The organism is Bradyrhizobium barranii subsp. barranii (assembly GCF_017565645.3).
GTDB lineage: Bacteria > Pseudomonadota > Alphaproteobacteria > Rhizobiales > Xanthobacteraceae > Bradyrhizobium > Bradyrhizobium barranii.
In genome coordinates this window covers 43,071-66,270 of record NZ_CP086137.1, presented here as the reverse complement: position 1 = coordinate 66,270, position 23,200 = coordinate 43,071, and the positions used below count along the sequence as shown (strand labels likewise).

Genomic DNA, 23,200 nt, shown 5'->3' with positions numbered 1-23,200 from the left:
CTGATGCTTGTGGCTGTTCGAAAACAGACCACGTTTATCATCAACCTGAAGCGCAGCACCCTGCTAACGCGGGGCTCAGCAACAGGCCGAATACCCCATCTGACTCACATCTGATGATTTTGTCTGCCGAGTTTGCGGTTCTCCAACGGGGGAATCAGCCATGCGAGTCGGTATTCGAATCTCGTCGCTTGTGCCGAGTGGGTTGGTTATCGAGAGCGTAAGTGAGTCATCTGACTCGATTATTTTAGCCGTCCGATCCGAGGGCGATGCAGCCGGGTGCCCACTGTGCGGGGCGAGATCGCGCCGAATCCATAGCCGATATGACAGACGAGTCGCGGATTTGCCGTGTTCCGGGAAGGAAATACGGCTCCGCGTGATCACGCGGCGCTTCGTTTGCGAGGTGCCTCAGTGTCGGCGACGGATTTTCGCTGAACGGTTCGGGGACGATATTCTCCCGACCCGGTCGCGCCGGACGGCACGGCTGGAATGTATCGTCCACCATCTGGGGCTGGCACTCGGCGGCAGACCAGCGGCGAGCTTCGCTAAACGGCTGATGCTGCCGGTCAGCAACGATACGTTGCTTCGGGTTGTCAGGCGACGAACCCGCCCGCGAACGGAGCCTCTGATCGTCGCCGGCATTGACGACTGGGCTTTTCGCAAGAACCATCGCTACGGAACAATCGTGTGCGATCTGGAGAGGCGGCGGATCGTAACCCTGCTTCCAGATCGCGAGATTGCAACGGTGCGGGCTTGGCTTTCCGACCATCCGGAGATCAGGGTCGTATCGCGCGACCGTGGCGGCGGCTACGGTGAGGCCGCGGCAAAGGCGCTGCCCGACGCCGTCCAGGTCGCCGACCGTTGGCACCTGATGGAGAACGCAAGCGCGGCCTTCCTCAACGCGGTGCGCCGTTCCATGCGGGTGATCCGCGCCGCAATCGGTGCGACGACGATCAATCCAAAACTGCTCACTTGCGCGGAAAGGCTGCAGTATGAAGGATATCTCCGGCGCAAGCAGACGAATGCCGCCATCATGGAGCTCGTCAGAGACGCTGTGCCACTCAAGGAGATTGTCCGTCGAACAGGACACAGCCGTAAACTCGTTCGCCAAGTCAGTCGCGGCGAGAGTACAGATGTCTTCCGGACCCGGCAAAGCACGCTCGATGCCCACTTGCCCTTTCTGGATGCGCAATGGAGCGAGGGCTGCCGTAACGGCGCAGAGCTCTGGCGTCGTTTGCAAGGGCAAGGCTTCCGAGGCTCCTTGCGTGTAGTCAGTGAGTGGACGACACGGCGACGACGGGCCGAGAAGGCGACCAATCAACAACTGCAAAAAGTTCCATCCGCGAGAACAATCTCACGATTGATGACCACGGCGCGCGACAATCTCAGCAAAGCAGATACGATCACCATCGCCGCCATCGAGGCGCGCGTTCCCACACTCGTCGAAGCCCGCATGCTCGTCGAAAGCTTTCAGGCCATGGTACGCAAGAAGCTCTTCGCTGATCTCGATCCGTGGATCGCCACCGCCAGCTTGAGCCTGATCGCCTCTTTTGCGAGTGGCATCATCAAGGACAAAGCCGCCGTCCGTGCCGCCATCACCGAGCCTTGGTCCAATGGCCAGACAGAAGGGCAGATCACTAAACTAAAGCTCGTAAAACGCCAGATGTATGGACGGGCGAAGATCGACCTCCTGCAAGCCCGCTTGAAAGGCGCCATCTAGTACCCACTTTTCTTGGAACGTGAGTCGTGATTCAAGGTCGGGATGATACCCGAAGCAAGAGAAGTCCACCTTTCGAGGAAAGATCGCAAGGTGCTTGAGGCGTGTTATCGCTCTCCGGTGACGTTGCAGCGCGATTTGAAGCGGGCGCGGATAGTTCTGTTGGCGGCGGATGGGCGCAGCACCCGGTCGATCGCCAAGGAAGTTGGGGTCCAGCCGCGGATTGTCAGCCTTTGGCGGCATCGCTATGCCGACCATGGCCTTGAAGGGCTGCAAGACAAGCCGCGGCCTGGCAAGCAGCCGATCTATACGAAGACGACCGACAAGCGGATTCTGAAGCTGCTGGATAAGCCGCCACCGCAAGGGTTTGCGCGCTGGACCGGCCCCCTGCTGGCCGAGGCGCTGGGCGATGTCGATGTCCAATATGTCTGGCGGTTCCTGCGCAGCCACAAGATTGACCTGGTGGCTCGCAAGTCCTGGTGCGAGAGCAACGACCCGAACTTTACGGCCAAAGCCGCCGATGTTGTCGGCCTCTATGTCGCGCCGCCGGCGAAGGCCATTGTGCTGTGCGTGGACGAGAAGCCCTCGATCCAGGCTTTGGAGCGAGCGCAGGGTTATCTGAAGTTGCCCAATGGCCGCGCCTTAACCGGCCAAAGCCACGATTACAAGCGGCATGGCACCACAACATTGTTTGCGGCGCTCGAAGTCGCCACCGGAAAGATCATCGCGACCCATTCAAAACGCCGGCGCCGCGTCGAGTTTCTCGATTTCATGAACAGCGTCACCGCGGCTTTTCCGAACCGCAAGCTTCACGTCATCCTCGACAACCTCAACACCCATAAAAAGAACGAGGACTGGCTCAAGGCCCACCCCAACGTGCAATTTCATTTCACGCCGACAAGTGCGTCATGGCTCAATCAGGTCGAAGTATGGTTTTCCATCTTGCAGGGGCAGTCGCTCAGCGGCACCTCCTTCACGAGCCTCAAGCAGCTTCAGGAACACATCGATGCCTACGTCAACGCATACAACGACAGAGCCGAGCCCTTCGTCTGGACCAAGAAAAAGGTCCGTCAACGCCGTTTCAAAGGCCGCCGTATCACTCAGCTCTGATTCCGGGTACTAGGGTGGTCATGCCTCCATCGGCAGTCAATTGCGAGTATTGGTAGTTGATCGTTTGCGGCAATTGTCGTCGATGGAGGGACTTGATTATTTGGCAGGCCGTCGGATCCACCCAACCCAGAAGGGGGGCAAGAAGATCAGGTTACACCGGCAGACTTGACCACGCCCCGCGCCGCCGAAGCCTGGACAGGTTCAGGCCACGCCTGCTGATTTCTCAAGCTGAGATTTGCCCACTAGGATGCGACGCAGCCTGCGGGAGCGAAGCAATGAGGTATCCGCAGCCTAACGCAGCCCCGATGCTTGGCTTGCTCGCGCCATGCGCGGCCCACGCTCAGGAACACACGCCCGAGCCGATCCTGCGGGTGACGCTCGATCCGCCGTGCGTCGTGGTGAGACAGGCTGCCACGCAGCGGATCGAGGTGCTGGCGCCGAACTACATGACGGCGCCGCCCAAGCTGCCAGACTTCCAACCGCGCAATGCCCTGACGCGCCAGCTGAGCAGCCCCAATGAGAGCGAAGAGCGCGACGGCCTCACTTATGGCGGCGTCCGGTTCGAATTCGCGATCCATCCGCAGGAGCCGGGCAGCTATGCGATCTCTGGCCTGACGATCGTCGCCATTTGCGCGGCCGATCCGCCGGCCACACGCGAGGCAACGCTCACGCTCCCGCGGATCGCATTTCAGACCTTCATCCCGCATGTGGCATCCGATCTGCAGCCCTTCCTCGCTGCAGGCAGTCTGTCGATCGCGCAGACCATCAATCGCTCGTCGGATCTGCTCGAGACCGGGAATGCCGTGACGCGAACCGTCACTATCGAGGACCGAGGGCATTCCGACGATGCTGTTGTCGCCGGCGAAATTTGCTGTCCTAGACGGGCTCAAGCTCTACCCCGCTCAATCGTCGCTTCAGACGTCGGCGCGCAAAGAATCGACGTGACGCATTTCGATGCGGTGACCTGCATGTCGAGGCAAACCCGTCAGCGAGCGGCGCACGCCGGTCGTGAGGCGTATTGCGCGACGTGTTCGCGCGCGACTGGCTGCAACGGTTCGAACCGGTCGCGCCACGCATGCGATCGAGGCATTGCGGCTCGCTGCCCACGATCCTGTACTCGACGCCGAGATCAGCGTGGTCGAGCGCGCGCTCTTCCGCGGCAGCCGTTCAAAGCGATTCTGGAGAAGGACAGCGGGGCGCTTGCCGCCAGCGGCGAGAAGGGCCTGGTGCAGATTAATGGCGGTGCCGTATGCCGGCATGACCACCGATGCGTTCGCAAGCTCAGTGCGCGGCTGGCTCGGACGGCTCAGTTGCGGTGCCAGTTTGGAGGCTACGACGGCAAGATCCAAAACTGCCTGCCGATCACCAAAGTCTGGAACTACACGGTTCGGCTCTACCGGGCGACGGTGGCAATTGCCCGAGGCAAAACCGGCGGACTGAATACGCAAGGAGGTGATGCGAAATGAAAGCGCTCATCTTCGAGGGGCCCGGTAAAAAGTCTCTCGCGCAGCGACCGAAACCGGCCATCCTGGAATCCGGAGACGCCATCGTGCGGATCGTGAAAACCACGATCTGCGGCACTGATCTCCACATCCTCAAGGGCGATGTAACGACCTGTCAGCCCGGCCGAATCCTAGGCCATGAGGGCGTGGGCGTCGTTGACCAGGTTGGTGGTGGCGTGACCGCTTTCAAGGCGGGTGACCGCGTCCTCATCTCCTGCATATCGTCCTGCGGCAAATGCGACTTCTGCCGGAGAGGTATGTATTCGCACTGTCGCACCGGCGGGTGGATCCTCGGCAACAAGATCGACGGCACGCAGGCCGAATATGTCCGGACGCCGCATGCCGACACCAGCCTCCACCATTTGCCTGATGGGGTCGATGAGGAAGCTCTCGTCATGCTCAGCGACATCCTTCCCACCGGATTCGAGTGCGGCGTGCTCAACGGCAAGATCTCGCCCGGCTCCGCCGTCGCCATCGTCGGTGCCGGCCCCGTCGGCTTGGCTACGCTGCTGACCGCACAATTCTACTCGCCTGCCGAGATCATCGTGATCGATGTCAATGACAAGCGCCTCGCCATTGCGCGCCAGTTTGGCGCGACACAGACGGTCAACAGCGCCGACGGCAAAGCAGTTGAGAAGGTTCGCGCGCTGACGGGGGGAGAGGGCGTGGATGCCGCCGTTGAGGCCGTCGGTGTACCGGCGACTTTCAAACTCTGCACCGACATTGTCGCGCCGGGCGGCGTCGTGGCAAACGCTGGCGTACACGGCGTCAAGGTCGATCTGCATCTGGAACGGCTCTGGTCCCAGAACATATCGATCACCACGCGGCTGGTGGACACTGTTTCGACGCCCATGCTGCTGAAGACGGTCGTTTCCCACCGCATCGAACCGAAGCTGCTGATTACACACCGCTTCAAGCTCGACGAGATCATGGACGCCTACGACATGTTCTCGCGTGCGGCAGAGACCGGGGCCTTGAAAGTGATCATCGAGACATAACACAACGAGGAGGGTAGTGGTGTCGGCGGGCGGAAGAAAGAGGTCGACACAGCCCAGGACGAAAGTGTCTGAAGTTGCAACGAACGAAATCGAAGGGCGCGCATCGCCGCCGCGGCACAGGCGATAGCAATTTACGAAAGGAGATGGCCGAGCAGCGCACAAGCCTCAGCATCTTGAGCTTTCCGCTGCTACAGGCGTCAGGACGTCACCATCAAGTTAACGAATTAGAGCGGCCGAGGGGGTAGACGACGGGCCATGCCGACCACCCGGGACCCTCTTTATCGCCGCCATCGCTTCCCACCGGAAGTGATCAGCTATGCCGTTTGGTTGTATTTCCAGTTTCCCTTAAGCTTGCGCATGGTCGAGGAAATGCTGGCGGCGCGTGGCATTGGCGTGACCTATGAAACCGTGCGCCAGTGGGGGCGGAAAGTCGGCAAGGCGTTCTCCGATCGGATCCACCAGCGCGCACCCGCTCGCGGTGACAAATGGCATCTGGACGAGGTCGTTATCTCGTCGCGGGCGAACAACATCGGCTTTGGCGCGCTGTCGACCAGAATGGCTTCGTTCTCGACGTCTTGATCCGGCGCCGAAGAGACTCGCGCGCTGCGCAATGGTGAAGTTCTTGAAATCCGCCGGCACGCCGCCGCGCGTGATGATCACGGACAAGCTGCGTTCGTACGGCGCTGCGAGGGCGAAGATGGGCTTTGACGTCGAACATAGCCAGCACAAAGCTCTCAACAATCGGGCCGAGAATTCTCATCAGCCGACGCGGCGACGCGAGCGGATCATGAAGCGTTTCAAATCGTCCCATCAGGCTCAACGGTTTCTGTCAGTTCACAATCAGGTCGAACCTTTTCCACATCCCTAGCCCGGAGCCGTCACGACCGACTTCCGTCGCGCTTCGCGCGAGCGAGCCTTTGCGACTTGGCGCGAGATCTCCACGACAAGCGCTATCGCCGACTCTCGAACCTTTGAGTAGCGCCTCCTTCAGCTCGGCGGTCGATTAAGTTGACGATGCCTTTCGAAGTGTCTTTCGAGCTCTACAACCGCCCGGCGCTCCCACTCCTCAGCCTGCGTAAGCAGAGAGCAGCGCTGTACCGGTCGAAATGCCGCGGTCTGGCGGCATATCGAAGCTATTGCACGGTAGCGGCGCACATTTTCCATAACGGCCAGCCCGGTCATGTCTGGATCTTCCCTTTTGTCCCGGGCGCGAACTTGCGGCAAAACTGTTTTCGATCCGTTAGCGGCCAGAGCAGGAAGCGTGAATGGTTGGTAAAACCTTGCTGGCTGACAATCACGCATCAATCAAAATTAATAGGTCCTGAGCCTAGCACTTCTGTGGTTGCCGCCCGTTATGCAAGAAGTTTCTGACCGATTGAACGTGTGATCGAGTGCGGTCTTCTGTCAGGCCTTTGATTGCGGCATTCCAAAGACCGCTGGCCGGTATGCTGATCTGCGGATCGGGCTCCAAAAATCGACTTTCCGAGCTGCTACGCTCTTAGTGCTAAACTGGCTTTCCTGATCCGGATCGGTTCGATCATGCGCCCATTCAGCTCATCGACTTCTCACACCTCTTTTACCGGTGTGTCAGCGCATTCAGCTCAGTATAAATCATACGACCCCCATCAACGCTTGCTCCCGGTAATCCTCTTGTTTCGTCACCATTGCCCAGATTCTTCGCGCCATCTTGTTTGCCAGCGCGACCGCCACGGGCATTTTCGGCTTCCTCGCCAGCATCCGGGCCAGCCATGAACCCGGCGCGTGCGGTTTGCGGCTTGCCGCTCTCACATGCGACATCGCACCGATGATCAGAAGTCGGCGTATGTCAGCCTGGCCTGCCTTCGATACGCGTCCAAGCCGCTCTTTGCCTCCGGAAGAGAACTGCCGTGGCACGAGCCCAAGCCACGCCGCAAAATCACGCCCGCAACGGAAGGTCCCCATAGCAGGTGCGAAGGCTTCAATTGCCAGGGCAATCATTGGTCCGACACCCGGCACGGTCTGAAGGCGCCGTGCCGTGACGTTGGTTCTGGAAAGCTCGGCGAGCTGTTTCGTCTTCGCCTCGATACGGTTTGTCTTCGCGTCAATTTGTGCGAGTAGATCCCGGCACTCAGAGCTGGCCCCGCAAATTCGGACAGTAGCTTGAGTGGATTTTCTGCCTGACAGCGGCGAGGATTCTTGCTGCGAATCAGGAGCGAAGATGACGAAGAAGAGCCGCCGGACGCATTCTCCGGCATTCAAGGCGAAGGTTGCTTTGGCTGCGGTCAAAGGCGACAAGACACTGGCGGAGCTGGCGCAACTGTTTGATGTTCATCCGAACCAGATCACGATCTGGAAAAACCAGCTCCTGGAAGGCGCCGCCGGCGTGTTTGGGCATGACAAGACATCGGCCGAGACGCCGGTCGATTTGAAGGCGTTACATGCCAAGATCGGCGAGCTGGCGTTCGAAAACGATTTTTTGTCCGGCGCGCTCACCAAGGCGGGCCTGCTGAGCGCAAAGCGATGATCGACCGCGATCATGATCTTTCTATCGTGCGCCAGGCGAAGGTCCTGAAGCTGGCTCGCAGCACGGTCTACTATGAACCTCGGCCAGTTTCGGCCGAGGACCTTGCCTTGATGCGTCGGCTCGATGAGCTGCATCTCGATTATCCCTTCGCGGGAGCGCGTATGCTGCGATCGTTGCTGCGGCGGGAGGGCGTATACGCCGGTCGCCGCCACATCGCGACGCTGATGAAGCGCATGGGGATCGAGGCGGTCTATCGTCGCCCGAACACGAGCAAGCCGGCTCCGGGTCACAAGATCTACCCGTACCTGTTGCGCGGATTGAAGATCGAGCGGCCCGACCATGCGTGGGCAATGGACATCACCTACATTCCGATGCGGCGTGGCTTCGTCTATCTCGCGGCGGTCGTCGATGTGTTCAGCCGACGGGTCCTGGCCCATCGCGTCTCGATCACAATGGAGGCGGCCTTCTGCGTCGAAGCGGTCCAGGAGGCGTTGGCGAAGCACGGCAGGCCCGAGATTTTCAACACGGATCAGGGCAGCCAGTTCACCAGCCTCGAGTTCACCGATGTGCTGCTGGACGCGAAGATCGCCATCAGCATGGACGGCAAGGGCGCCTGGCGCGACAACGTGTTTGTCGAGCGGCTCTGGCGCACGGTCAAATACGAAGAAGTTTATCTCCGCGCCTACGACAGCGTGTCCGAGGCGCGAGCGTCAATTGCCAAGTATCTGGCCTTCTACAATCAGGGACGCCCTCACTCGAGCCTTGACGGGCGCACGCCCGACGAGGCTTACTTCGGCACGCAAGCTATGGTGATGGCCGCATGACCGTCGCCGACGGTTTTGTCGTCGCTCTGGTCGGGCTACGCCCTCCCGACGCAACGACAAAACCGTAAAGCCCCGCGTTCAGCATAACCCGGCAGGAATCCACTTAAATCCAGCGGGGCGCTGTCCAAACAACCGGGGCCAGCTCTGGTGTTGCGATCAAGTAATGTAAGTACGGTGCTTTGCAGATGTCGCTTCAAGACGTTCAACTCCCCGGCCCCTTGCTGGCTAAAGGGGTCGAACATAAACGTCCTGCCTGACCGGCTACTGCTGTTCAGCGGCGCTGACGGCGATCATCGGGTGGGGGAGTTTCAAGTGACCATACCCGGGGGATTTTGACCGACCCACGGGGACATACGAGAAAACCGCGGCGGGCAGCAACTTCCTGCCGCGCACTCCGCATAATAGCGGAAGTCTACCGGTTTGGTCGCCACCATCACCCGGACCGCGCCTGACGGACCGATCACCGGCTCGCCTTTAGCGCCTGGACGATCGACGCAATCATCGCGGTGTCCGCTCCACGACCGGCTCGGATCGTGATGCCGTCGACTTCAATCTCGATGATCCCGCTATCTGCCTTGCGCACCGCTTTACGATCCCGGTGAACAGTCGGCGCCGGCACCACGGCGTCAACCACCGCCGGCACAAACTGAACTTCGTCCTCTCGGGAATGACCGCCTGCTGCTTCTCGCAGCTGACGTCGCCAGCCAAACAACTGCTGCGGCGACAATCCATACCGCCGCGCTACCGAACAGACCGAATCGCCGCTTGCCACGATCTCCGCAACGATCCGCGCCTTGTCCTCGTCGCTCCACTTCCGCCGACGGCCGGCTCCGGTGAAGACCTCGAGCCGCCGCACCGGCTCCGTGATAGCAGTATGCACTGTGTCCATTCTAAGCCTACGGTTCAAACAAACCGCAGACTCGCAGATCACCCCGCCATCCGGAAGGTGGCCGCTGAACAGCGCTCTGATGTCCGCTGTCAAGGATTAGTGAACGACCAGACCGCCGAAACAGCTCGACTGATGAAGGTCGCCGAGGCGATTGTCCGCGAGATGGACCGACAAGGCATTGCCGAGGCGGTCGCCGATCTCGGCTTCGACGTGATGGAGCTGGCTCGTGTGGCGATCCGGGCGGCGGACGGGGACGTGATCTCATTCCGGCGACCGCTGGTGTAATCATTCAGCGCGGTTCAGCGCGGAGCGCTCGCCGGACGTACCTATTGACGGACTGCTCGAAAGGGCGTTCGATGACGTCCTCAGCACCTCCAAGGCTGAGAAACCCAACCACCGCACGACGGCGAGACCTCACCCCATGGCCCCCAGCCCCGAGGTCTCGCTTCGGCGTAGTCAACGCGGAGTGCGCACTACTGCGCGATGAGAGCGCCAACCTCGTAGGCGAGCGCGAGCAGGCTGATGCCAACCAGCAAAATCATCGCGACTGGAAACAGCGATCTGCGCTTGATGGAAATCACGTCGTCGTTCATGCAACCAGACATCTGCGTTGGACCATATTTCCAATCGAGCTTCTTGAGTTCGACCCAAGCCTGATCATTTGAGACCTGCTGAGCAAGAGCGGCCCCCGCGAATAACGACAAAGCAAATACAAACGCGAATCTAGTCAACGCTTTCATTTTAGCCCCATGGACAATTGAAAGCTTCACCCTACACAACTGCTGCTTGCCCGACAAACGAGCTATGGCGGAAAGTGGGTGACAACCGGCTGAGGAAGGCGACGTATTGAGGCGGGCGATCAAGCTGCCAGAACCTCTCGGCACACAGCCGGCTTGAACGATGGCGACTGCTTTTCCTACACCCTGGCGAAGGCGACCGGCGAGCCGCTCTTGTTCAAGAGGGCAATGATTTCAGCCAAATCGACATCGCCGCAGCATAGCCCCCGCCGGATGCGTCGAGTCCGCCACATTCACGGAGCGCGCCCGCCAACGCCGGACAGGTCGATGCGGATGCCCGACTTGTTGGGATCGTTGGCCGCCGGCTCCTGCGGAGATGGCGCCACCGCAGCCGGCTGAGGCGCCTCCTCCCGCTTCGGCTCCGGCGGCTTCGGCCCGCCAGGATCGTGAGCCGTGAACACCGCCGTCCCCTCAAATTGCCCACGCTTCCAGGCCTCGACGGCATCGTCGAACACCTGCGCCCTGACGCTATCATCGGTCGGATTGCCATACCATTTCCAAACGATCCGCCAGACCTTGCCGAACAGGGCCGTGCCCGTGCGGATGTTCCTGCAAGCGTCGAACAGATCCGGCGACAACTCCGACGGATCCTTCACGCCGAGACCGGCCGGATACTGCGTGATGCCGACGCGCACGACGGCTCGACCGATATAGCTGCGGGCAAGCTCAAGCGCTTCTTCGGGCGCCTTGACCGGCGGTACCAGGATGATGCGGTCGCCGTTGCGCACCGTCACGGTGAGCGGATCGGGCGACCCGGCGGCGTGCAAGAATTTTTCGACGATCGCGGGCTTCAGGGCGGGATCAGCACATTTCTGGATGAGATCGGCATCGATGGCCATGGGCGAATTCCTGTTCAGCGGTTGAAAGCGGTGACGAGGGGAAGACCGAACAGCCGCCCAGGCCTCGACGGCGGCGCGCTGGATCGCGGGGACGGGGGCGCCGGTCACCCACCAGCCATTGGCGATGGCGACGATCGTATCCGGCCGGTGCGGCATCGATTGCAGGGCCGGCCAGATCAGAAGCTGCTCGTAGCAGATCAACGACGCCACCCGGCGGCCGGCGATATCGACGACGGGATCTTGCGAAGGTCGCTCGCGCACCGCCGCTCTCCCCGAGCCATGTCCGCCGGGGCTGCCAGATCGACACGGGCACAGGCATGCGGGCGCGATAGAGAACCGTATCGCCCGACCAGCCAAGCGCCGCCGCGACGGCGAGAAAGGCGGCGCGCCGGGATCAAGGATCGACGGTGAGGACAGGCCGCGCCAGGCCGAGGAGACCGGCCTCCGGGACCGCCCCAAAATACCTCGAGTCATAGGAACCTGCGAAAGGCGAGTGAAGGAAGAGATTGCCGGGCGGAACGACACCCCCCACCCCAGGCGGAAGCGGTCGTCCCTGACCGTCGACGGGGCTGAGGCGCGATCGGGGCAGCAGCACGCCGTCGATCATGACCACGGCGCCGATGTCGATGCGCGCACCCGCGAGCGCGACGACGGTCTTGATCAGCGGCGCGGCGCCGCCAGAGCATGATCCTCGCCGAAAATATCCGCGCTCGAGGCCGAAGGCGGATATTGACCCAGCCGGCGGGCAGACGAACACGAGATCGCCGACGGCGATTTGCCGATCGAACGACACGATCCGCCAGAGCCCGAGCGGCTCGCTGGGCGTCAGGTTGAGGCGCAAGCCGCCGAGCCAGGCGATGCCGGCGATCGCTATCATCGCCACGCCGCCGGCCGCCATGATCGCGGATGCTCGCCGACGCTGAACGGCCGTTTTCTTTCCGGTCGCGGCGTCCGCGACTTGTGACACCACTCTCCGGTCGATGATCGAGATCATTGCAGCGACAGGCCTTTCGACTGCGTCTGACGAAGTGTTTTGGCTTCCTTCAAGGCCACTGCGGTCCGCTGCTGGGCGGCGAGCTGCTGCGCGGTCCTGAGATCAGGCCAGGCGGCCTTGAGCCCCTCCTTCTGCGCGGCGTTCATCCCGCCGGAGAGCGTCTCGAAGGTCTTGCCATCGGTGTCCTTTGCCGCGAGGCCGACGAAGCTGCGCTCGCCGAAGCGCTCGGAGACGGCGCGGGCAAAGCCCTCCAGTTCCGCCTCGATCATCTTGTCCTCGAGTGCGAACTCCAGGGCTGCCGGGAGATCGTTCCGATCGATGGCGTCGCGGATGCGCTCGAGGGTCTGCTTCGCCGACGGCGACAGCGCCGGAATGTCGACAGCAACCTTCAGCCGGGCGGCGCGCTTTTCGGCCTCGTAGCGATGTTCCGCCTCGGAACGCAGGCGCAAGAAACGTTCGAGATCACGGGCGAGCGCCGGCACGTTGAGGTCCGCCCGCTGCCTGTCCTGCTTGTCGGCGCGGCTGGCGAGCAAGCCCGTTTTGCCTTTCAGCGCACCGAAGCTCTCGGGCTTCTCCGCGAGTTTCGACAGGGTGGATTGCGCAGTCGCCTTGTCCTTCAGCATGCTGTCGACGTCGACCTTGCGGAACGCAGATTCAGGCTCGGCGAAGACGAAGCGGAAGCGCGTCGAGACTTCCTCCCATTGCTTCTTCAGGCCGGGATCGGCAGCGAGCTTGTCCTCGACAACCTGGTCGATCGATTTGGCGAATGTGGTGATGCCGGCGACCATCGGCTTGGCCTCCTTTGCGCCGTTGGGAATCGTCTGTTTCCGGGCTGCGCCGAGGCCGAGCCGGGCGCCGAGCGCGAGGAGCCGGGCACCGAGATCGGCGAGCTTTTGCTTCTGCCGGACGGTCCAGCGGACCTTGTCGGCAACAAGCGTCCGGGCGACGCGCATGAGATGGAGACCGCGCGCTTCGGCAAAGCGCAGCGCGGCGCGATAGGAAGGGCCGCGCTCATAGTCGAGCGTGGTTTCTTTCGCCCGGCTCTGCGACAGGATCTTGGTGAGCCCGCCGGCCTTCCCGAAGGAAATCGCCCCGTAGTAGAGAGCGACATCCTCGCGATGGCGAGTCAGCGCGACATAGGCAAGATGCCGGTCGAGCGAGAGCGTGGCGAGCACCTTCACCCGGTCGACGGTCGCGCCCTGGCTCTTGTGGATCGTGGTCGCATAACCGTGGTCGACGTTCGCATAGAAGCGCTGGTCGACCTCGACGCGGCGCCGTGCTTCACCCTCGCCGATCATCGCCGCGAACCAGCCCGGCCGCGCCTCGATGACACGGGCGATCATGCCGTTCTTCACGCCGAGCGATCCTTCATTCTTCAGGAAGACGATCTGGTCGCCGGTTGCGAAGCTGCGCGGACCGTCCTCGGTGCGGAAGGCATGGCCGTCCTCGACGATGCCACGCTCGATCAGCTTCGCCCGCGCCATCTCGTTGAGGACACGGACATCGCGCCGAAGATGCGCAAGGATCAGCGTCGACTTCGCCGGATCATAGTCCCAGTTCCAGTCCTCGATCAGCGCCTCGACAGCTTGCGCCTTGTACTTGCGCGCTTCCAGCTTGCCGTTCGCGCCATAAGCCTGCAGCGCCTCGGCAACGCGGCCCCGCGCGAGATCGAGCGAGGCATCGCGCATCCATTGCTCACGCTGGCGATAGATGGTTTCGAGTTCGGCATAGCCGGTGCGCTCGGCGATGGCGCGGAACGCCGCGCCGGCCTCGATCGGTTGAAGCTGATCGGGGTCGCCGACGAGCGCCAGTTTAGCGCCGGTCTTCACAACCGCTTCGACGAACAGCGCCATCTGCCGCGACGACACCATACCGGCCTCGTCGAGAACGAAGATGGTCTTGTCGTCGAGCTGCTCGCGCCCGTTCGACCAGGCAAGCTCCCATGAGGCCAGCGTGCGCGAGGCGATACCCGCTTCCTTCTCCAGTCCATCGGCCGCCTTGCCGGCGAGCGCAGCGCCGACCACACGATAGCCGGCCGCTTCCCACACCTCGCGCGCGGCCTTCATCATCGTGGTCTTGCCGGCCCCGGCGCGCCCGACCACAGCGGCGATCCGCCCCACGCTGGCGACATGCGCGATGGCGACACGCTGCTCTTCCGAAAGGCGGGCATGGCGCTCGAAGGCTGCCGCCAGCACCTTCTCCCGGACGCCATGCGAGGATCGGCCGGCGAGCCAGACGGCACGATGCGCCATCTCGGCTTCGAGGCGGATCAACTCGCGCGTCGTGTACTTGGCGGGCTCGCGGATGCCGGTCGCAAGTGCGATGCACTCACCCTCCAGCCGGAGCGCTTCCGGGTTCTGAAGGATGCGCGCCATCAGATGCTGGAAGGTTCCGGCATCGTCGACATAGCGGTGCAGCACCCTGGCGATGTCACGCTCGGTGAAGACGCTCATCTCGCGCGAGACGAGATCGAGCACGATTTCGGGACGCCGCAGAATCCGCTGTCGGTTGTCGGTCTTCCGCTCCTCGTGGAGCGCGACGCGCTCGAGCTTCGGCGACCAACCGGCCTTCTTTCCTTTCCGATCGATCGCCTTGGTCGCCACGCCGATATGCGTCGTCGGGGCAAGATCGACTCCGCGCTCGGCGTAGGAACGGCCATCGACGCGAATGTCGAGACCGGCAAGCGCCAGATGCCTGTTCTGGAGATCGAGCCAGCCTTCGCGCTGCGCGAGGAACTCGGCCTTCTCGCCCGACCAGAGCCGATACACGATCTTGCCGGCGGCGTTGCGCAAGGGCGCGCCATCATGGCCGATGACCGGCACCTTCTTCGGCCCAAATCCGTCCTCGCCGAGAGGGCGAAGAGTGGTCATCAGGTGGATGTGCGGATTGCCCGGCTCGTCATGGAAAACCCAGTCGGCAACCTGTCCGCGCGCGAGCACCTGGGTTGCGACGAACTCCCGCACCAGCGCGACGTTTTGATCGATGGTGAGTTCGACCGGCAGGGCGATGATGAACTCCTTGGCGAGTTGGGCATCTGACCGCTTCTCGAAAGCCTCGATTGCGTTCCAGAACGCCTCGGCGGCGCCGGCGACCGAGCGGTCGGCGATCAGCTCACGCGCCCATTGTGGGGCATCCGGCGGCAACAGGAATTCTTCGTAACGCAGACCTCGCTTGGCGGAATAGTCGACCGTCCGCCCCTCCGCCTGATGCTCCATGCGCGCGCAGTGCCGGTAGGCTGCCGACAGCACGGCGCTGCGGCCGGAACCGCGCGAAATGAGCTGGGGCGTGAAATGCGTGATGGCCAAGGCGGCGCGATCTCCCGGACGAGGGCGGAACACGGATGCTCGTCGGGAGCGGCGGCAGGGCCGCGCCGGGGCAGACGCCCCCCGGCAGGTGAGAAAGCAGGACGTCGCGGATGCGACGTATTACTGCGCCCTTGGACCGCTCTCATCGAGCGGCCGGGATGATTTCAGGCGGCGTCGGCCTTGCCGACTAGCTTTTTTATTAGTCGCCCCATCGGACGACTTCCGAAATTCTCCGTGCCGTCCAGCACGCTGCAGAGCACGGAGGCTCAACCGGAAATGAAGAAACCGTCGTCGAAGATCCGCGAGGAAATCACTCGCCTGCAGGAACAGTTGAAGGCGGCCGAGACACGCGAGGCCGAGCGGATCGGGCGCATCGCGCTCAGGGCCGGACTCGGTGAGATCGAGATCGAGGAAACCGAGCTTCTGGCCGCGTTCGAGGATCTCGCCGGCCGGTTTCGCGGGAAGGCAGGGAAGGCGACCGGAAGGAAGGGAGCCGAGGCCGGAGGCGAGGCCAGCGCCCCTGCCGCGAAGGTCGCGTCTGGCGCGCATGCGAATGGCGCTGGCGAGGTATGAGCGCATGCGCCAGGCATCATCCTCCGAGGCCCGCAAGAAGGACACGCGCGAGAAGATCGAGCTCGGCGGCCTGATCGCAAAGGCGGGACTACGCTACGAGAAGCGCGCGGTCCTGCTCGGCGCGCTGATCGAACTTCGCCGTCGGCTGAGAACCGACGAAGCCGAGCGGGCTCGGCTTGCCGCGATCGGGGTGGAGGCGTTCGGCCGTGACGGCGAGTAGGCTCCTTCTGCTGATCGTGCCGGTGGCGCTGATGCTCGGCACGGTCATTGGATTGACCGGCATCGAGCATAGTCTCGCCGGCCTCGGCAAGACGGAGGCGCAGCGCCTCCTGGTCGCCCGCGCCGGGATTGCCATGCCTTACATCGTGGCAGCGGCGATCGGCGTCGTCTTCCTGTTCGCCGCCGCAGGCTCCGCGAACATCCGTACCGCGGCATGGAGCGTCGTCGCGGGATGCGCGGCGGCGATTTCCATGGCTGCCGCGCGCGAAGCGATCCGCCTCTCTGCAATTCTGGCGAACGCCGTACATGGCCGATCACCGCCGGTGCAGATCGACCCAGCGATCATGGTCGGAGCGGGTATCGCGCTGATGGCCGGCATCTTCGCGCTGCGCGTTGCGGTGAAGGGCAACGCCGCCTTCACCTCGCCGATGCCAAAGCGCGTTCGCGGCCGTCGCGCACTGCACGGCGATGCGGACTGGATGTCGATGCCGGAAGCCGCACGGCTCTTCGGCATCGCTGGCGGCATCGTGGTTGGCGAGCGCTATCGCGTCGACAAGGACAACGCTGCAGCGCAACCGTTTCGCGCCATGGACCGACAGAGCTGGGGGCACGGCGGCCGCGCGCCGCTGCTCTGCTTCGACGCCACCTTCGGCTCATCGCATGGTATCGTTTTCGCCGGATCGGGCGGCTTCAAGACGACGTCGGTGACGATCCCGACCGCGCTCAAATGGGGTGGCGCCCTCGTGGTGCTCGATCCCTCCAACGAGGTCGCGCCAATGGTGATCAAGCATCGGCGCGCGGCGGGGCGCACCGTCCATGTGCTCGACCCAAAAGAGTCGGGAACCGGCTTCAACGCCCTCGATTGGATCGGCCAGTTCGGCGGTAGGAAGGAGGAGGACATTGCCGCCGTCGCCTCATGGATCATGAGCGACAGCGGCGGCGCGCGCGGCGTGCGTGACGACTTCTTCCGCGCCTCGGCGCTGCAGCTCTTGACCGCGCTGATCGCGGACGTCTGCCTGTCAGGTCATACGGAAGAAAAGAACCAGACGCTTCGCCAGGTCCGCGCCAATCTGTCGGAACCGGAGCCAAAGCTGCGGGCGCGCCTGCAGGCCATCTACGATAATTCGGGATCGGATTTCGTGAAGGAGAACGTCGCCGTCTTCGTCAACATGACGCCGGAAACGTTCAGCGGCGTCTACGCCAACGCCGTCAAGGAAACCCACTGGCTTTCCTATCCGAACTATGCCGCGCTGGTGTCCGGCTCGACCTTCGTCAGCGACGATCTCGCCGGCGGCACAACCGACGTGTTCATCAATCTCGACCTGAAGACGCTGGAAACCCATGCCGGGCTCGCCCGCGTCATCATCGGCTCCTTCATGAACGCGATCTACAACCGCAATGGCGAGGTGACGGGACGGGCCTTGTTCCTGCTCGACGAAGTGGCGCGCCTGGGCTTCATGCGCATCCTCGAGACCGCCCGCGACGCCGGCCGCAAATACGGCATCACGCTCCTCCTGTTGTTCCAGTCGATCGGCCAGATGCGCGAAACCTATGGCGGGCGCGACGCGGCGAGCAAATGGTTCGAGAGCGCGAGCTGGATCGCCTTCGCGGCCGTGAACGACCCGGAAACCGCCGACTACATCTCAAAACGCTGCGGCATGACCACGGTCGAGATCGACCAGGTCAGCCGCTCCTCGCAGGCGTCCGGTTCGTCGCGGACGCGATCGAAACAGCTGGCCTCGCGGCCGCTGGTCCAGCCGCACGAAGTGCTGCGCATGCGCGCCGACGAGCAAATCGTCTTCACTGCCGGCAACGCACCATTGCGGTGCGGCCGCGCCATCTGGTTCCGGCGCGACGACATGAGGGCTTGCGTCAGAAAGAATCGATTCCAACCTGAAGAAAAAACATGACGGCGCCGCGCTTTCTTGTTGCGGGAGCCGTCACGGCGATCATTGTGGGCTTGGCGGTCGCCATCGGCGTCCCCTCCCCTCGTCCATCGGATATGCCGGAGCGATACGAGACCAACACTTTGGTCATCCCGCCGCCTCTGCGGAGCGATACGCTGAGCGTCCGTTTCACGCTCTGCGACGCGCCGATCCGCGTGAACTGCGTCGTCGACGGGGACACATTCTGGTTCGGGCGCACAAGATCAGGATCGCCGATATCGACGCCCCGGAAATCTTCTCGCCGCATTGCCGCGACGAGAGGCAGGCTGGCGAAATCGCCCGCGATCGGTTGCTGGTCCTACTAAACGCCGGCAGCTTCACGCTGGTCTCGGGCTGGCGCGACACTGACCGGTACGGGCGCAAGCTGCGCACGGTCACGCGCGCCGATCGTTCGCTTGGCGAGAAGCTCGTCGAGGAAGGTCTCGCCCGGCGCTGGAACGAGCCGCGACGCGATTGGTGCGCCTTCGATTGATCGCGGCAGCCCGCCGCACACGCTACGATCATCGGTTTTCTCGACCGTGCCACCTACCACGGGAGGATCGTCACCGGAGGACGAAACCGCTTTGCGGGTTCGGTGCGCCTTGGCGCATAGAGCCGTCCGCTCGCCAGAGCGGCCCGCCCCCAAAAGCCCCCTTTGCAAAAATGAATCAATATGCCCCTGATCGATTCAAAAATCTCATTGGACGCGAACTCTCCGATGCGGGATTCTGTCGTCATGATCGCGCAGCCCTACCAGCTCTATATCGAACGCACCGACGCTTCGAAGAACATGGCCCGGTTCTACGCCATGGCCATCGAACCGACGCTCTTCGGCGACATCTGCCTGACACGCCGCTGGGGACGGATCGGCGCACGAGGTCAGATGATGAAGCACAGCTTCGCGCGCGAGGACGAAGCGGTCAGGCTGTTCCTCGACCTGCTGCGCCAGAAGCGCAATCGCGGATATCATCCGAAAGGAAAGAAGGCGGCGACGTAACCGGATCGCTGTCTGCGCAGACGCGGTAGGCTCCCACCGGTTGGGTGACAGTACCCACGGAACAGAGCCTCCGCGAAAGCGAAGCCGGCTCAGTGAGCCGGCCGTTCATCGTGCGGATTATATTCGTGGATGATGTCGAGGCCGTCACCTTCGTCGATTTCGTCGCTGGGCATGACGCCGTATTCGCCGTCGGCTTGGAAGAGCGTGACCGGGACCATCAGGGTGCGGGCAAGGTTGAAGGCGTGGTTTTGTGCGAGGCTGAGATCGGACTTTGTCTTGAGGCTCCATCCGGAGCGGGGGAATTCCCGCTCGATGGCTCCTCGAAGGACCGGCCCCGGTCGCGATCACCGCGCCGGCGTAAGCCAAGCGGCGGCACGCTTCGCGTAGCCGACCCCGCGCGGGTTGATCGTGGAAGATCCGGGGGTGGACCAGGACGCCATCGTGAAAGAGCGGGATTGCACCGCCCCGGCCGAAGCCACTGACCGCACGATCCCTTTTCCTCGAACGGCGTTCCGACACATGCCGCTCCCGGAAACTGGCCTGCTCACACACCCGATCCGGTGGTGCTTACGCCTATCTGCCGGGCAGGACCGACATCGACATCGTGGCGCTTCGGAATACCGGCCGCCATTTGCCGATACGGAGACGGGATGGAGGAGCGACCATGGCGACCAACGGCCACGCCAACGCGGAGGGATTCATGACGGCACAACCGCGGAGGCAGCAACTGTTGCGAGCGCATCCCGCCGGTCGATCCGGCGGGTGTGCTTCGATCAGGGCGAAAGCCTCCCTCAGCGGGGAGGCTCGTCGGCATCATCCGCCAGCATGGCATCGCGCTCGGCGATTGCCGCCGCCAGTTCGGCCTCAATCTGCCGGCGCTCGGCGCGCACCACCGCGTTCCTGAGTTCGGCCCGAAGCTCTTCGACTTGCTGTTCGATGGAAATCGTCATCGTCGTCTCCGTCTTGTTTGTGAAAGACGGCGACCACGGTCATGACGGACCGGAGGGGTCAGGGACCGCAAAGCGGCCGCGGAGCGGCGGGGGGACCGCCCGTCCTTGAGGCCTTCGGGCCGGCATGGCACCCTCAAGCGGACCGAGCAGACATCACCACACTCCCGCCTGTTCTGGAAAACCCGGATGCGGGCTCGATGCCTGCAGCCGGGTTCCGATAGGACCGAACGCGGACAGCCGCCCACCGGTCCAGACATAGGAACGGCCCCGCCGGGGTGGCGGGGCCGGTTGGGCGGGACCTCAGTCCCGGTTCGGCCGAGACCAGATCAACTGGAGGCCTTCCTCGCCTTCCACCTCGACCAGGGTGGCGTAGATGGGAGCCGGGAAGCTCGGGTCGTCGAGTTTGACCGAGAGGTAGTCCCGGCCGGTTTCCTGCGCGACGCGTTGCCAGGCCGCGCCGAGCTCGACATTGGCGGCCGCGAAGACGCGAAAGTGCGGGCCCTTGTCGGAGGGGTTCTCGATACGGCGGAACTGGGCCTTGACGTTGAGGGTGAGGGTGCGGATTGAACCGGTGAATCCGCCGTTGCCGTTGCTGGTGAAGGAGCCGATGGTCGCCATGGTATTTCGCCTTTCCTTGTGTTCGGACCGCGCCCATCGCGGTCTCGATGGCTGTCGGAAAGTCCGGGGACGATCGGACCGCACCTCGCAGAGGCCGCAATGCAATGGAGGACGGCAACTGGCGATTTTGTTAGTTGGCGAGGAATGTCGGCGCAGCCGGCAGGGGTCAGAAAATCGGCAGGCGCCGTTGCGGAAAGCCGATCGAGGCGAAGCCGGTCTCCGGTCAGACATGCCTCATCGAGCCCGCAGATGGGCCGGCACGCCCGCAGAAAAGGCATCACCATGACCCCGCGTCCATGGCGTCCATGCAAAGGGACAGTGGCGCTCACAGGCGAAACGCGAACTCCGGCGCCAACGTCAGGATGCGCTCCGCCTTCAGAACGACCGGCCAAGGGGACGGTCCCGGCAATTCGCAATGGCCCTGTTCGAGCAGCTGCCGAACCCAACAGCACGCCGCTGGCGAAACCGACACGGGACAACCCGCGGCCCGCGGCCAACGACCGCTGCACGACACCACATCCCCCATCGAGGTGAAGGGCGAGGATGACACAGCCATGATCGAAAGCGCCGCGCAGCCGCGACGAGTCTCACCTGAACGGCTCCGCGACTTGGCGGGCCGATTCATGTCCAACAGAGGTTGGAATTGCCTCGGGAGCGCCTATGTTCTAATGTGTCAACAATTCTTGGAACGGATGCCGCCATGACGATCACAACTTTGTCCAGCCGTGAGTTTCAGCAGAACGCCAACCAGGCGCAGAAGGCCGCGCGCAACGGCCCCGTCTTCATCACGAACCGGGGCCGCCCGACCCAGGTACTGCTCAGCTACGAGGACTATCAGCGGATCACAGGCAGACGCCGGAACATCGTGGCCGCCCTGTCCATGCCCGGCCTTGCAAGCATCGAGTTCGAGATCCCGCGGTCGAAAGATCTGCCCCGGCCAGCGGATCTTTCCTGATGTATCTGCTCGACACGAATGTCGTTTCGGAACTGCGCAAAGCCGGCAGCGGAAAAGCCGACCCACGCGTCGTGTCCTGGCTGTCGGCGCAAGACGCCGCATCCTTCTTCGTCTCGGCTGTCACGCTGATGGAATTGGACCTTGGCATCCTGCTGGTCGAACGTCGCGACCCGGCGCAGGGGGTCCTTTTGCGAACCTGGATGGACGACTACGTTCTTCCCGAATTCGCAGAAAGAACCGTGCCGATCGACAAAACCGTGGCGCTGCGTTGCGCGCGCCTGCATGTGCCCGATCCGCGCCCCGAGCGAGATGCATTCATCGCGGCCAGCGCCCTTGTGCATGGAATGATGATCGTGACCCGCAACGTGGCCGATTTCGAGCCCATGGGCGTCAAGATCGTCAATCCCTGGACCCATGGCGATTAAGGTTGCACGCCAGCGCCGAGTGACAACGCGCGCAGGCGAATAGGGGAAGGCTCATTGCCCTCCTCCGTCACAATCGGAGCGTGAAACATTACGCGGCCTCCCGCTCGGTCTGCGCCCGCGGCTGGAGATTGTGCAGATATGCAACGGCGCGCTGCGCATGCGCGGCCGCCTGAAAAATCGCCCGCCGGTCGGAGCTGAGTACGCGCAACCAGGACTCAAGGTAAGAAGCATGGTCCGGCCGCGGCTCGAGTTCGGGCGCGATGCCGAGATCGGCACAAAGGAAGCAGCTTCCGAGCTCGGCGATCAGCTCTTCCCGCGCTCGCTCGGTCTGGTCTTTGTGGTAACGACTGAGGTCTCTGTTCAGACGGTGCGGAGCACCTGCATAGTGGACGCATTCATGTCCGAGAACCGCATAATAGCTCGCGGCGTCTCGGAAACTCTGCAATTCTGGCATCTCGATGGTGTCGCTACCGGGAGAATAGAATGCCTTCGATCCGCCGTGCCGGATCGTCGCGCCGGTATTGGCGAAGAAGCGTTCTGCGTGCTCGATGCGCTCGAGCTGATCGGCTAAAGGCTCCGGCCTCTGGTAATAGTGATCCGGTAGGCCATCGATCTGCGCGACGTTGAAGGTGGTGTAGGCTTTCAGGAACGCGATTTCCCGATCGAATTCCTCGCCGGCGGCCCGATCTCCGTCTTCGTAAACCGGCTGGCGAAGACCACCATGGTTCCGGTTTCGCCTTTGCGGACAGCGCCTCCAAGCTGGATGGACTGCTTGAACGTCATCCAGATCGGCAACGTATAACCGCGGGCCACGGCTTCCGACCATAAAAGCAGGACGTTCAATCCTGAGTATGGCAAACCATTATGCCGCAGCGGCCGCGTCACCCGGCCGGTGGCGTTGCCCGAACGCCATGGCTGCACCCATGGCCGCACGCCCTTCTCCAGATCGGCGACGATCTTCTCGGTGATCCGGGTGTAGATATCCGCCCGCGAGCTATGCGGGAAACTGGGTGATGACGGAATGAGATAGGCGGCGTATCGAGGCGGGTGTCGAGCCTGCCAG

Annotated in this window: 22 protein-coding genes and 5 pseudogenes; 15 read left to right on the top strand and 12 right to left on the bottom strand. The window is 62.9% G+C overall.

Annotated elements, in window-relative coordinates; genetic code table 11:
* Positions 1–160: 160 nt before the first annotated feature.
* The 5 genes and pseudogenes from J4G43_RS52050 to J4G43_RS52030 all read left to right on the top strand — a co-directional run bounded on the left by J4G43_RS52050 (position 161) and on the right by J4G43_RS52030 (position 6,331).
* Complete coding sequence (locus J4G43_RS52050) at positions 161–1,717, top strand: ISL3 family transposase (protein ID WP_208089784.1); 1,557 nt, start codon at positions 161–163, stop codon at positions 1,715–1,717.
* A 42-nt stretch (positions 1,718–1,759) separates the two neighbouring features.
* On the top strand, positions 1,760–2,824 hold the full coding sequence (locus J4G43_RS52045) for an IS630-like element ISRj1 family transposase (protein ID WP_208089783.1): 1,065 nt from the start codon (positions 1,760–1,762) through the stop codon (positions 2,822–2,824).
* 305 nt (positions 2,825–3,129) lie between these two features.
* Positions 3,130–4,290: a hypothetical protein gene (locus tag J4G43_RS52040; protein ID WP_225005930.1), complete on the top strand. Its 1,161-nt coding sequence runs from the start codon at positions 3,130–3,132 to the stop codon at positions 4,288–4,290.
* The gene (locus tag J4G43_RS52035) at positions 4,287–5,324 is read left to right on the top strand and encodes a zinc-dependent alcohol dehydrogenase family protein (protein WP_208089782.1); all 1,038 of its coding nucleotides are present in this window, start codon (positions 4,287–4,289) and stop codon (positions 5,322–5,324) included. Before J4G43_RS52040 ends, J4G43_RS52035 begins: the two co-directional genes overlap by 4 nt.
* A 255-nt stretch (positions 5,325–5,579) precedes the next feature.
* Positions 5,580–6,331: pseudogene (locus tag J4G43_RS52030) on the top strand (IS6 family transposase).
* Here J4G43_RS52030 and J4G43_RS52025 read toward each other — a convergent pair.
* Both J4G43_RS52025 and J4G43_RS52020 read right to left on the bottom strand, forming a co-directional pair.
* Complete coding sequence (locus J4G43_RS52025; RefSeq protein WP_081494241.1) at positions 6,312–6,506, bottom strand: hypothetical protein; 195 nt, start codon at positions 6,504–6,506, stop codon at positions 6,312–6,314. The pseudogene J4G43_RS52030 and the gene J4G43_RS52025 sit on opposite strands and share 20 nt — an antisense overlap.
* A gap of 429 nt (positions 6,507–6,935) precedes the next feature.
* Positions 6,936–7,361, bottom strand: a pseudogene (locus J4G43_RS52020) (transposase); the annotation flags it as partial.
* A 160-nt stretch (positions 7,362–7,521) separates the two neighbouring features.
* Between J4G43_RS52020 and J4G43_RS52015 the strand changes: the two are divergent.
* Positions 7,522–8,651 (top strand): IS3-like element ISRj2 family transposase gene (locus tag J4G43_RS52015; protein WP_208089781.1). Its coding sequence is split into 2 segments (ribosomal slippage): positions 7,522–7,774 and positions 7,774–8,651, totalling 1,131 coding nucleotides; the frame shifts between segments, so codons are not numbered across the junction.
* 460 nt (positions 8,652–9,111) lie between these two features.
* On the opposite strand, the gene tnpA is transcribed toward J4G43_RS52015, so the two are convergent.
* Positions 9,112–9,540: an IS66-like element accessory protein TnpA gene (gene tnpA, locus J4G43_RS52010; RefSeq protein ID WP_035680217.1), complete on the bottom strand. Its 429-nt coding sequence runs from the start codon at positions 9,538–9,540 to the stop codon at positions 9,112–9,114.
* Positions 9,541–9,639: 99 nt separating this feature from the next.
* On the opposite strand from tnpA, the gene J4G43_RS52005 reads away from it, so the two are divergent.
* Positions 9,640–9,825, top strand: a complete 186-nt coding sequence (locus J4G43_RS52005) for a hypothetical protein (protein WP_157783850.1) — start codon at positions 9,640–9,642, stop codon at positions 9,823–9,825.
* 188 nt (positions 9,826–10,013) lie between these two features.
* Here the strand turns inward: J4G43_RS52005 and J4G43_RS52000 are convergent, their stop codons facing one another.
* A complete protein-coding gene (locus J4G43_RS52000; protein WP_208089780.1) occupies positions 10,014–10,403 on the bottom strand; it encodes a hypothetical protein in 390 nt (129 codons plus the stop codon).
* A gap of 15 nt (positions 10,404–10,418) precedes the next feature.
* Here J4G43_RS52000 and J4G43_RS51995 point away from each other — a divergent pair.
* Positions 10,419–10,540, top strand: a pseudogene (locus tag J4G43_RS51995) (type II toxin-antitoxin system VapC family toxin); the annotation flags it as partial.
* Positions 10,541–10,570: 30 nt separating this feature from the next.
* Here the strand turns inward: J4G43_RS51995 and J4G43_RS51990 are convergent.
* The 4 genes and pseudogenes from J4G43_RS51990 to traA all read right to left on the bottom strand — a co-directional run bounded on the left by J4G43_RS51990 (position 10,571) and on the right by traA (position 15,475).
* Complete coding sequence (locus tag J4G43_RS51990) at positions 10,571–11,176, bottom strand: TraH family protein (RefSeq protein WP_035680223.1); 606 nt, start codon at positions 11,174–11,176, stop codon at positions 10,571–10,573.
* Between the two features lie 14 nt (positions 11,177–11,190).
* Positions 11,191–11,516 (bottom strand): annotated as a pseudogene (locus J4G43_RS51985) (nitrilase-related carbon-nitrogen hydrolase); the annotation flags it as partial.
* 54 nt (positions 11,517–11,570) lie between these two features.
* Positions 11,571–12,074: a conjugative transfer signal peptidase TraF gene (gene traF, locus J4G43_RS51980; RefSeq protein ID WP_035680224.1), complete on the bottom strand. Its 504-nt coding sequence runs from the start codon at positions 12,072–12,074 to the stop codon at positions 11,571–11,573.
* Positions 12,075–12,166: 92 nt separating this feature from the next.
* The gene (gene traA / locus J4G43_RS51975) at positions 12,167–15,475 is read right to left on the bottom strand and encodes a Ti-type conjugative transfer relaxase TraA (protein WP_208089779.1); all 3,309 of its coding nucleotides are present in this window, start codon (positions 15,473–15,475) and stop codon (positions 12,167–12,169) included.
* Positions 15,476–15,751: 276 nt separating this feature from the next.
* Between traA and traC the strand changes: the two genes are divergently transcribed.
* The 5 genes from traC (at position 15,752) to J4G43_RS51950 (ending at position 19,189) form a co-directional block, all read left to right on the top strand.
* The gene (gene traC, locus J4G43_RS51970; protein ID WP_208089778.1) at positions 15,752–16,048 is read left to right on the top strand and encodes a conjugal transfer protein TraC; all 297 of its coding nucleotides are present in this window, start codon (positions 15,752–15,754) and stop codon (positions 16,046–16,048) included.
* 4 nt (positions 16,049–16,052) lie between these two features.
* Positions 16,053–16,268, top strand: a complete 216-nt coding sequence (traD, locus tag J4G43_RS51965) for a type IV conjugative transfer system coupling protein TraD (RefSeq protein WP_028152605.1) — start codon at positions 16,053–16,055, stop codon at positions 16,266–16,268.
* A 31-nt stretch (positions 16,269–16,299) separates the two neighbouring features.
* Complete coding sequence (gene traG / locus J4G43_RS51960; protein WP_210387791.1) at positions 16,300–18,177, top strand: Ti-type conjugative transfer system protein TraG; 1,878 nt, start codon at positions 16,300–16,302, stop codon at positions 18,175–18,177.
* Positions 18,149–18,685 (top strand): thermonuclease family protein, encoded by a 537-nt coding sequence (locus tag J4G43_RS56345; RefSeq protein WP_408581459.1) that lies wholly within the window; start codon positions 18,149–18,151, stop codon positions 18,683–18,685. The genes traG and J4G43_RS56345 overlap by 29 nt, the downstream gene beginning before the upstream one ends.
* Positions 18,686–18,928: 243 nt before the next feature.
* A complete protein-coding gene (locus tag J4G43_RS51950; RefSeq protein WP_321576364.1) occupies positions 18,929–19,189 on the top strand; it encodes a WGR domain-containing protein in 261 nt (86 codons plus the stop codon).
* Positions 19,190–19,278: 89 nt separating this feature from the next.
* On the opposite strand, the gene J4G43_RS55550 is transcribed toward J4G43_RS51950, so the two are convergent.
* The 3 genes from J4G43_RS55550 to J4G43_RS51940 all read right to left on the bottom strand — a co-directional run bounded on the left by J4G43_RS55550 (position 19,279) and on the right by J4G43_RS51940 (position 20,757).
* On the bottom strand, positions 19,279–19,407 hold the full coding sequence (locus J4G43_RS55550; RefSeq protein ID WP_256461582.1) for a hypothetical protein: 129 nt from the start codon (positions 19,405–19,407) through the stop codon (positions 19,279–19,281).
* Between the two features lie 573 nt (positions 19,408–19,980).
* Complete coding sequence (locus J4G43_RS51945) at positions 19,981–20,139, bottom strand: hypothetical protein (protein ID WP_155252164.1); 159 nt, start codon at positions 20,137–20,139, stop codon at positions 19,981–19,983.
* A 300-nt stretch (positions 20,140–20,439) separates the two neighbouring features.
* Entirely contained in the window at positions 20,440–20,757 is a 318-nt protein-coding gene (locus J4G43_RS51940; RefSeq protein WP_027584750.1) for a DUF736 domain-containing protein, read from the bottom strand.
* A gap of 700 nt (positions 20,758–21,457) precedes the next feature.
* On the opposite strand from J4G43_RS51940, the gene J4G43_RS51935 reads away from it, so the two are divergent.
* Both J4G43_RS51935 and J4G43_RS51930 read left to right on the top strand, forming a co-directional pair.
* The gene (locus tag J4G43_RS51935) at positions 21,458–21,712 is read left to right on the top strand and encodes a type II toxin-antitoxin system Phd/YefM family antitoxin (RefSeq protein ID WP_028152609.1); all 255 of its coding nucleotides are present in this window, start codon (positions 21,458–21,460) and stop codon (positions 21,710–21,712) included.
* Positions 21,712–22,137, top strand: coding sequence for a type II toxin-antitoxin system VapC family toxin (locus J4G43_RS51930; protein WP_028182297.1), 426 nt, complete (start codon positions 21,712–21,714; stop codon positions 22,135–22,137). The genes J4G43_RS51935 and J4G43_RS51930 overlap by 1 nt, the downstream gene beginning before the upstream one ends.
* A gap of 88 nt (positions 22,138–22,225) precedes the next feature.
* Here J4G43_RS51930 and J4G43_RS51925 read toward each other — a convergent pair.
* A pseudogene (locus tag J4G43_RS51925) lies at positions 22,226–23,160 on the bottom strand (ArdC family protein).
* Positions 23,161–23,200: the final 40 nt, after the last annotated feature.

What these genes read in the sequence shown, in the direction of transcription:
- J4G43_RS52050 (WP_208089784.1), top strand. Translation starts at nt 161, where the DNA reads ATGCGAGTCGGTATTCGAATCTCGTCGCTTGTGCCGAGTGGGTTGGTT.
- J4G43_RS52045 (WP_208089783.1), top strand. Translation starts at nt 1,760, where the DNA reads ATGATACCCGAAGCAAGAGAAGTCCACCTTTCGAGGAAAGATCGCAAG.
- J4G43_RS52040 (WP_225005930.1), top strand. Translation starts at nt 3,130, where the DNA reads ATGCTTGGCTTGCTCGCGCCATGCGCGGCCCACGCTCAGGAACACACG.
- J4G43_RS52035 (WP_208089782.1), top strand. Translation starts at nt 4,287, where the DNA reads ATGAAAGCGCTCATCTTCGAGGGGCCCGGTAAAAAGTCTCTCGCGCAG.
- J4G43_RS52025 (WP_081494241.1), bottom strand. Translation starts at nt 6,506, where the DNA reads ATGACCGGGCTGGCCGTTATGGAAAATGTGCGCCGCTACCGTGCAATA.
- tnpA (WP_035680217.1), bottom strand. Translation starts at nt 9,540, where the DNA reads ATGGACACAGTGCATACTGCTATCACGGAGCCGGTGCGGCGGCTCGAG.
- J4G43_RS51990 (WP_035680223.1), bottom strand. Translation starts at nt 11,176, where the DNA reads ATGGCCATCGATGCCGATCTCATCCAGAAATGTGCTGATCCCGCCCTG.
- traF (WP_035680224.1), bottom strand. Translation starts at nt 12,074, where the DNA reads ATGGCGGCCGGCGGCGTGGCGATGATAGCGATCGCCGGCATCGCCTGG.
- traC (WP_208089778.1), top strand. Translation starts at nt 15,752, where the DNA reads ATGAAGAAACCGTCGTCGAAGATCCGCGAGGAAATCACTCGCCTGCAG.
- traD (WP_028152605.1), top strand. Translation starts at nt 16,053, where the DNA reads ATGCGCCAGGCATCATCCTCCGAGGCCCGCAAGAAGGACACGCGCGAG.
- traG (WP_210387791.1), top strand. Translation starts at nt 16,300, where the DNA reads ATGCTCGGCACGGTCATTGGATTGACCGGCATCGAGCATAGTCTCGCC.
- J4G43_RS51950 (WP_321576364.1), top strand. Translation starts at nt 18,929, where the DNA reads ATGATCGCGCAGCCCTACCAGCTCTATATCGAACGCACCGACGCTTCG.
- J4G43_RS55550 (WP_256461582.1), bottom strand. Translation starts at nt 19,407, where the DNA reads ATGGTCCCGGTCACGCTCTTCCAAGCCGACGGCGAATACGGCGTCATG.
- J4G43_RS51945 (WP_155252164.1), bottom strand. Translation starts at nt 20,139, where the DNA reads ATGACGATTTCCATCGAACAGCAAGTCGAAGAGCTTCGGGCCGAACTC.
- J4G43_RS51940 (WP_027584750.1), bottom strand. Translation starts at nt 20,757, where the DNA reads ATGGCGACCATCGGCTCCTTCACCAGCAACGGCAACGGCGGATTCACC.
- J4G43_RS51935 (WP_028152609.1), top strand. Translation starts at nt 21,458, where the DNA reads ATGACGATCACAACTTTGTCCAGCCGTGAGTTTCAGCAGAACGCCAAC.
- J4G43_RS51930 (WP_028182297.1), top strand. Translation starts at nt 21,712, where the DNA reads ATGTATCTGCTCGACACGAATGTCGTTTCGGAACTGCGCAAAGCCGGC.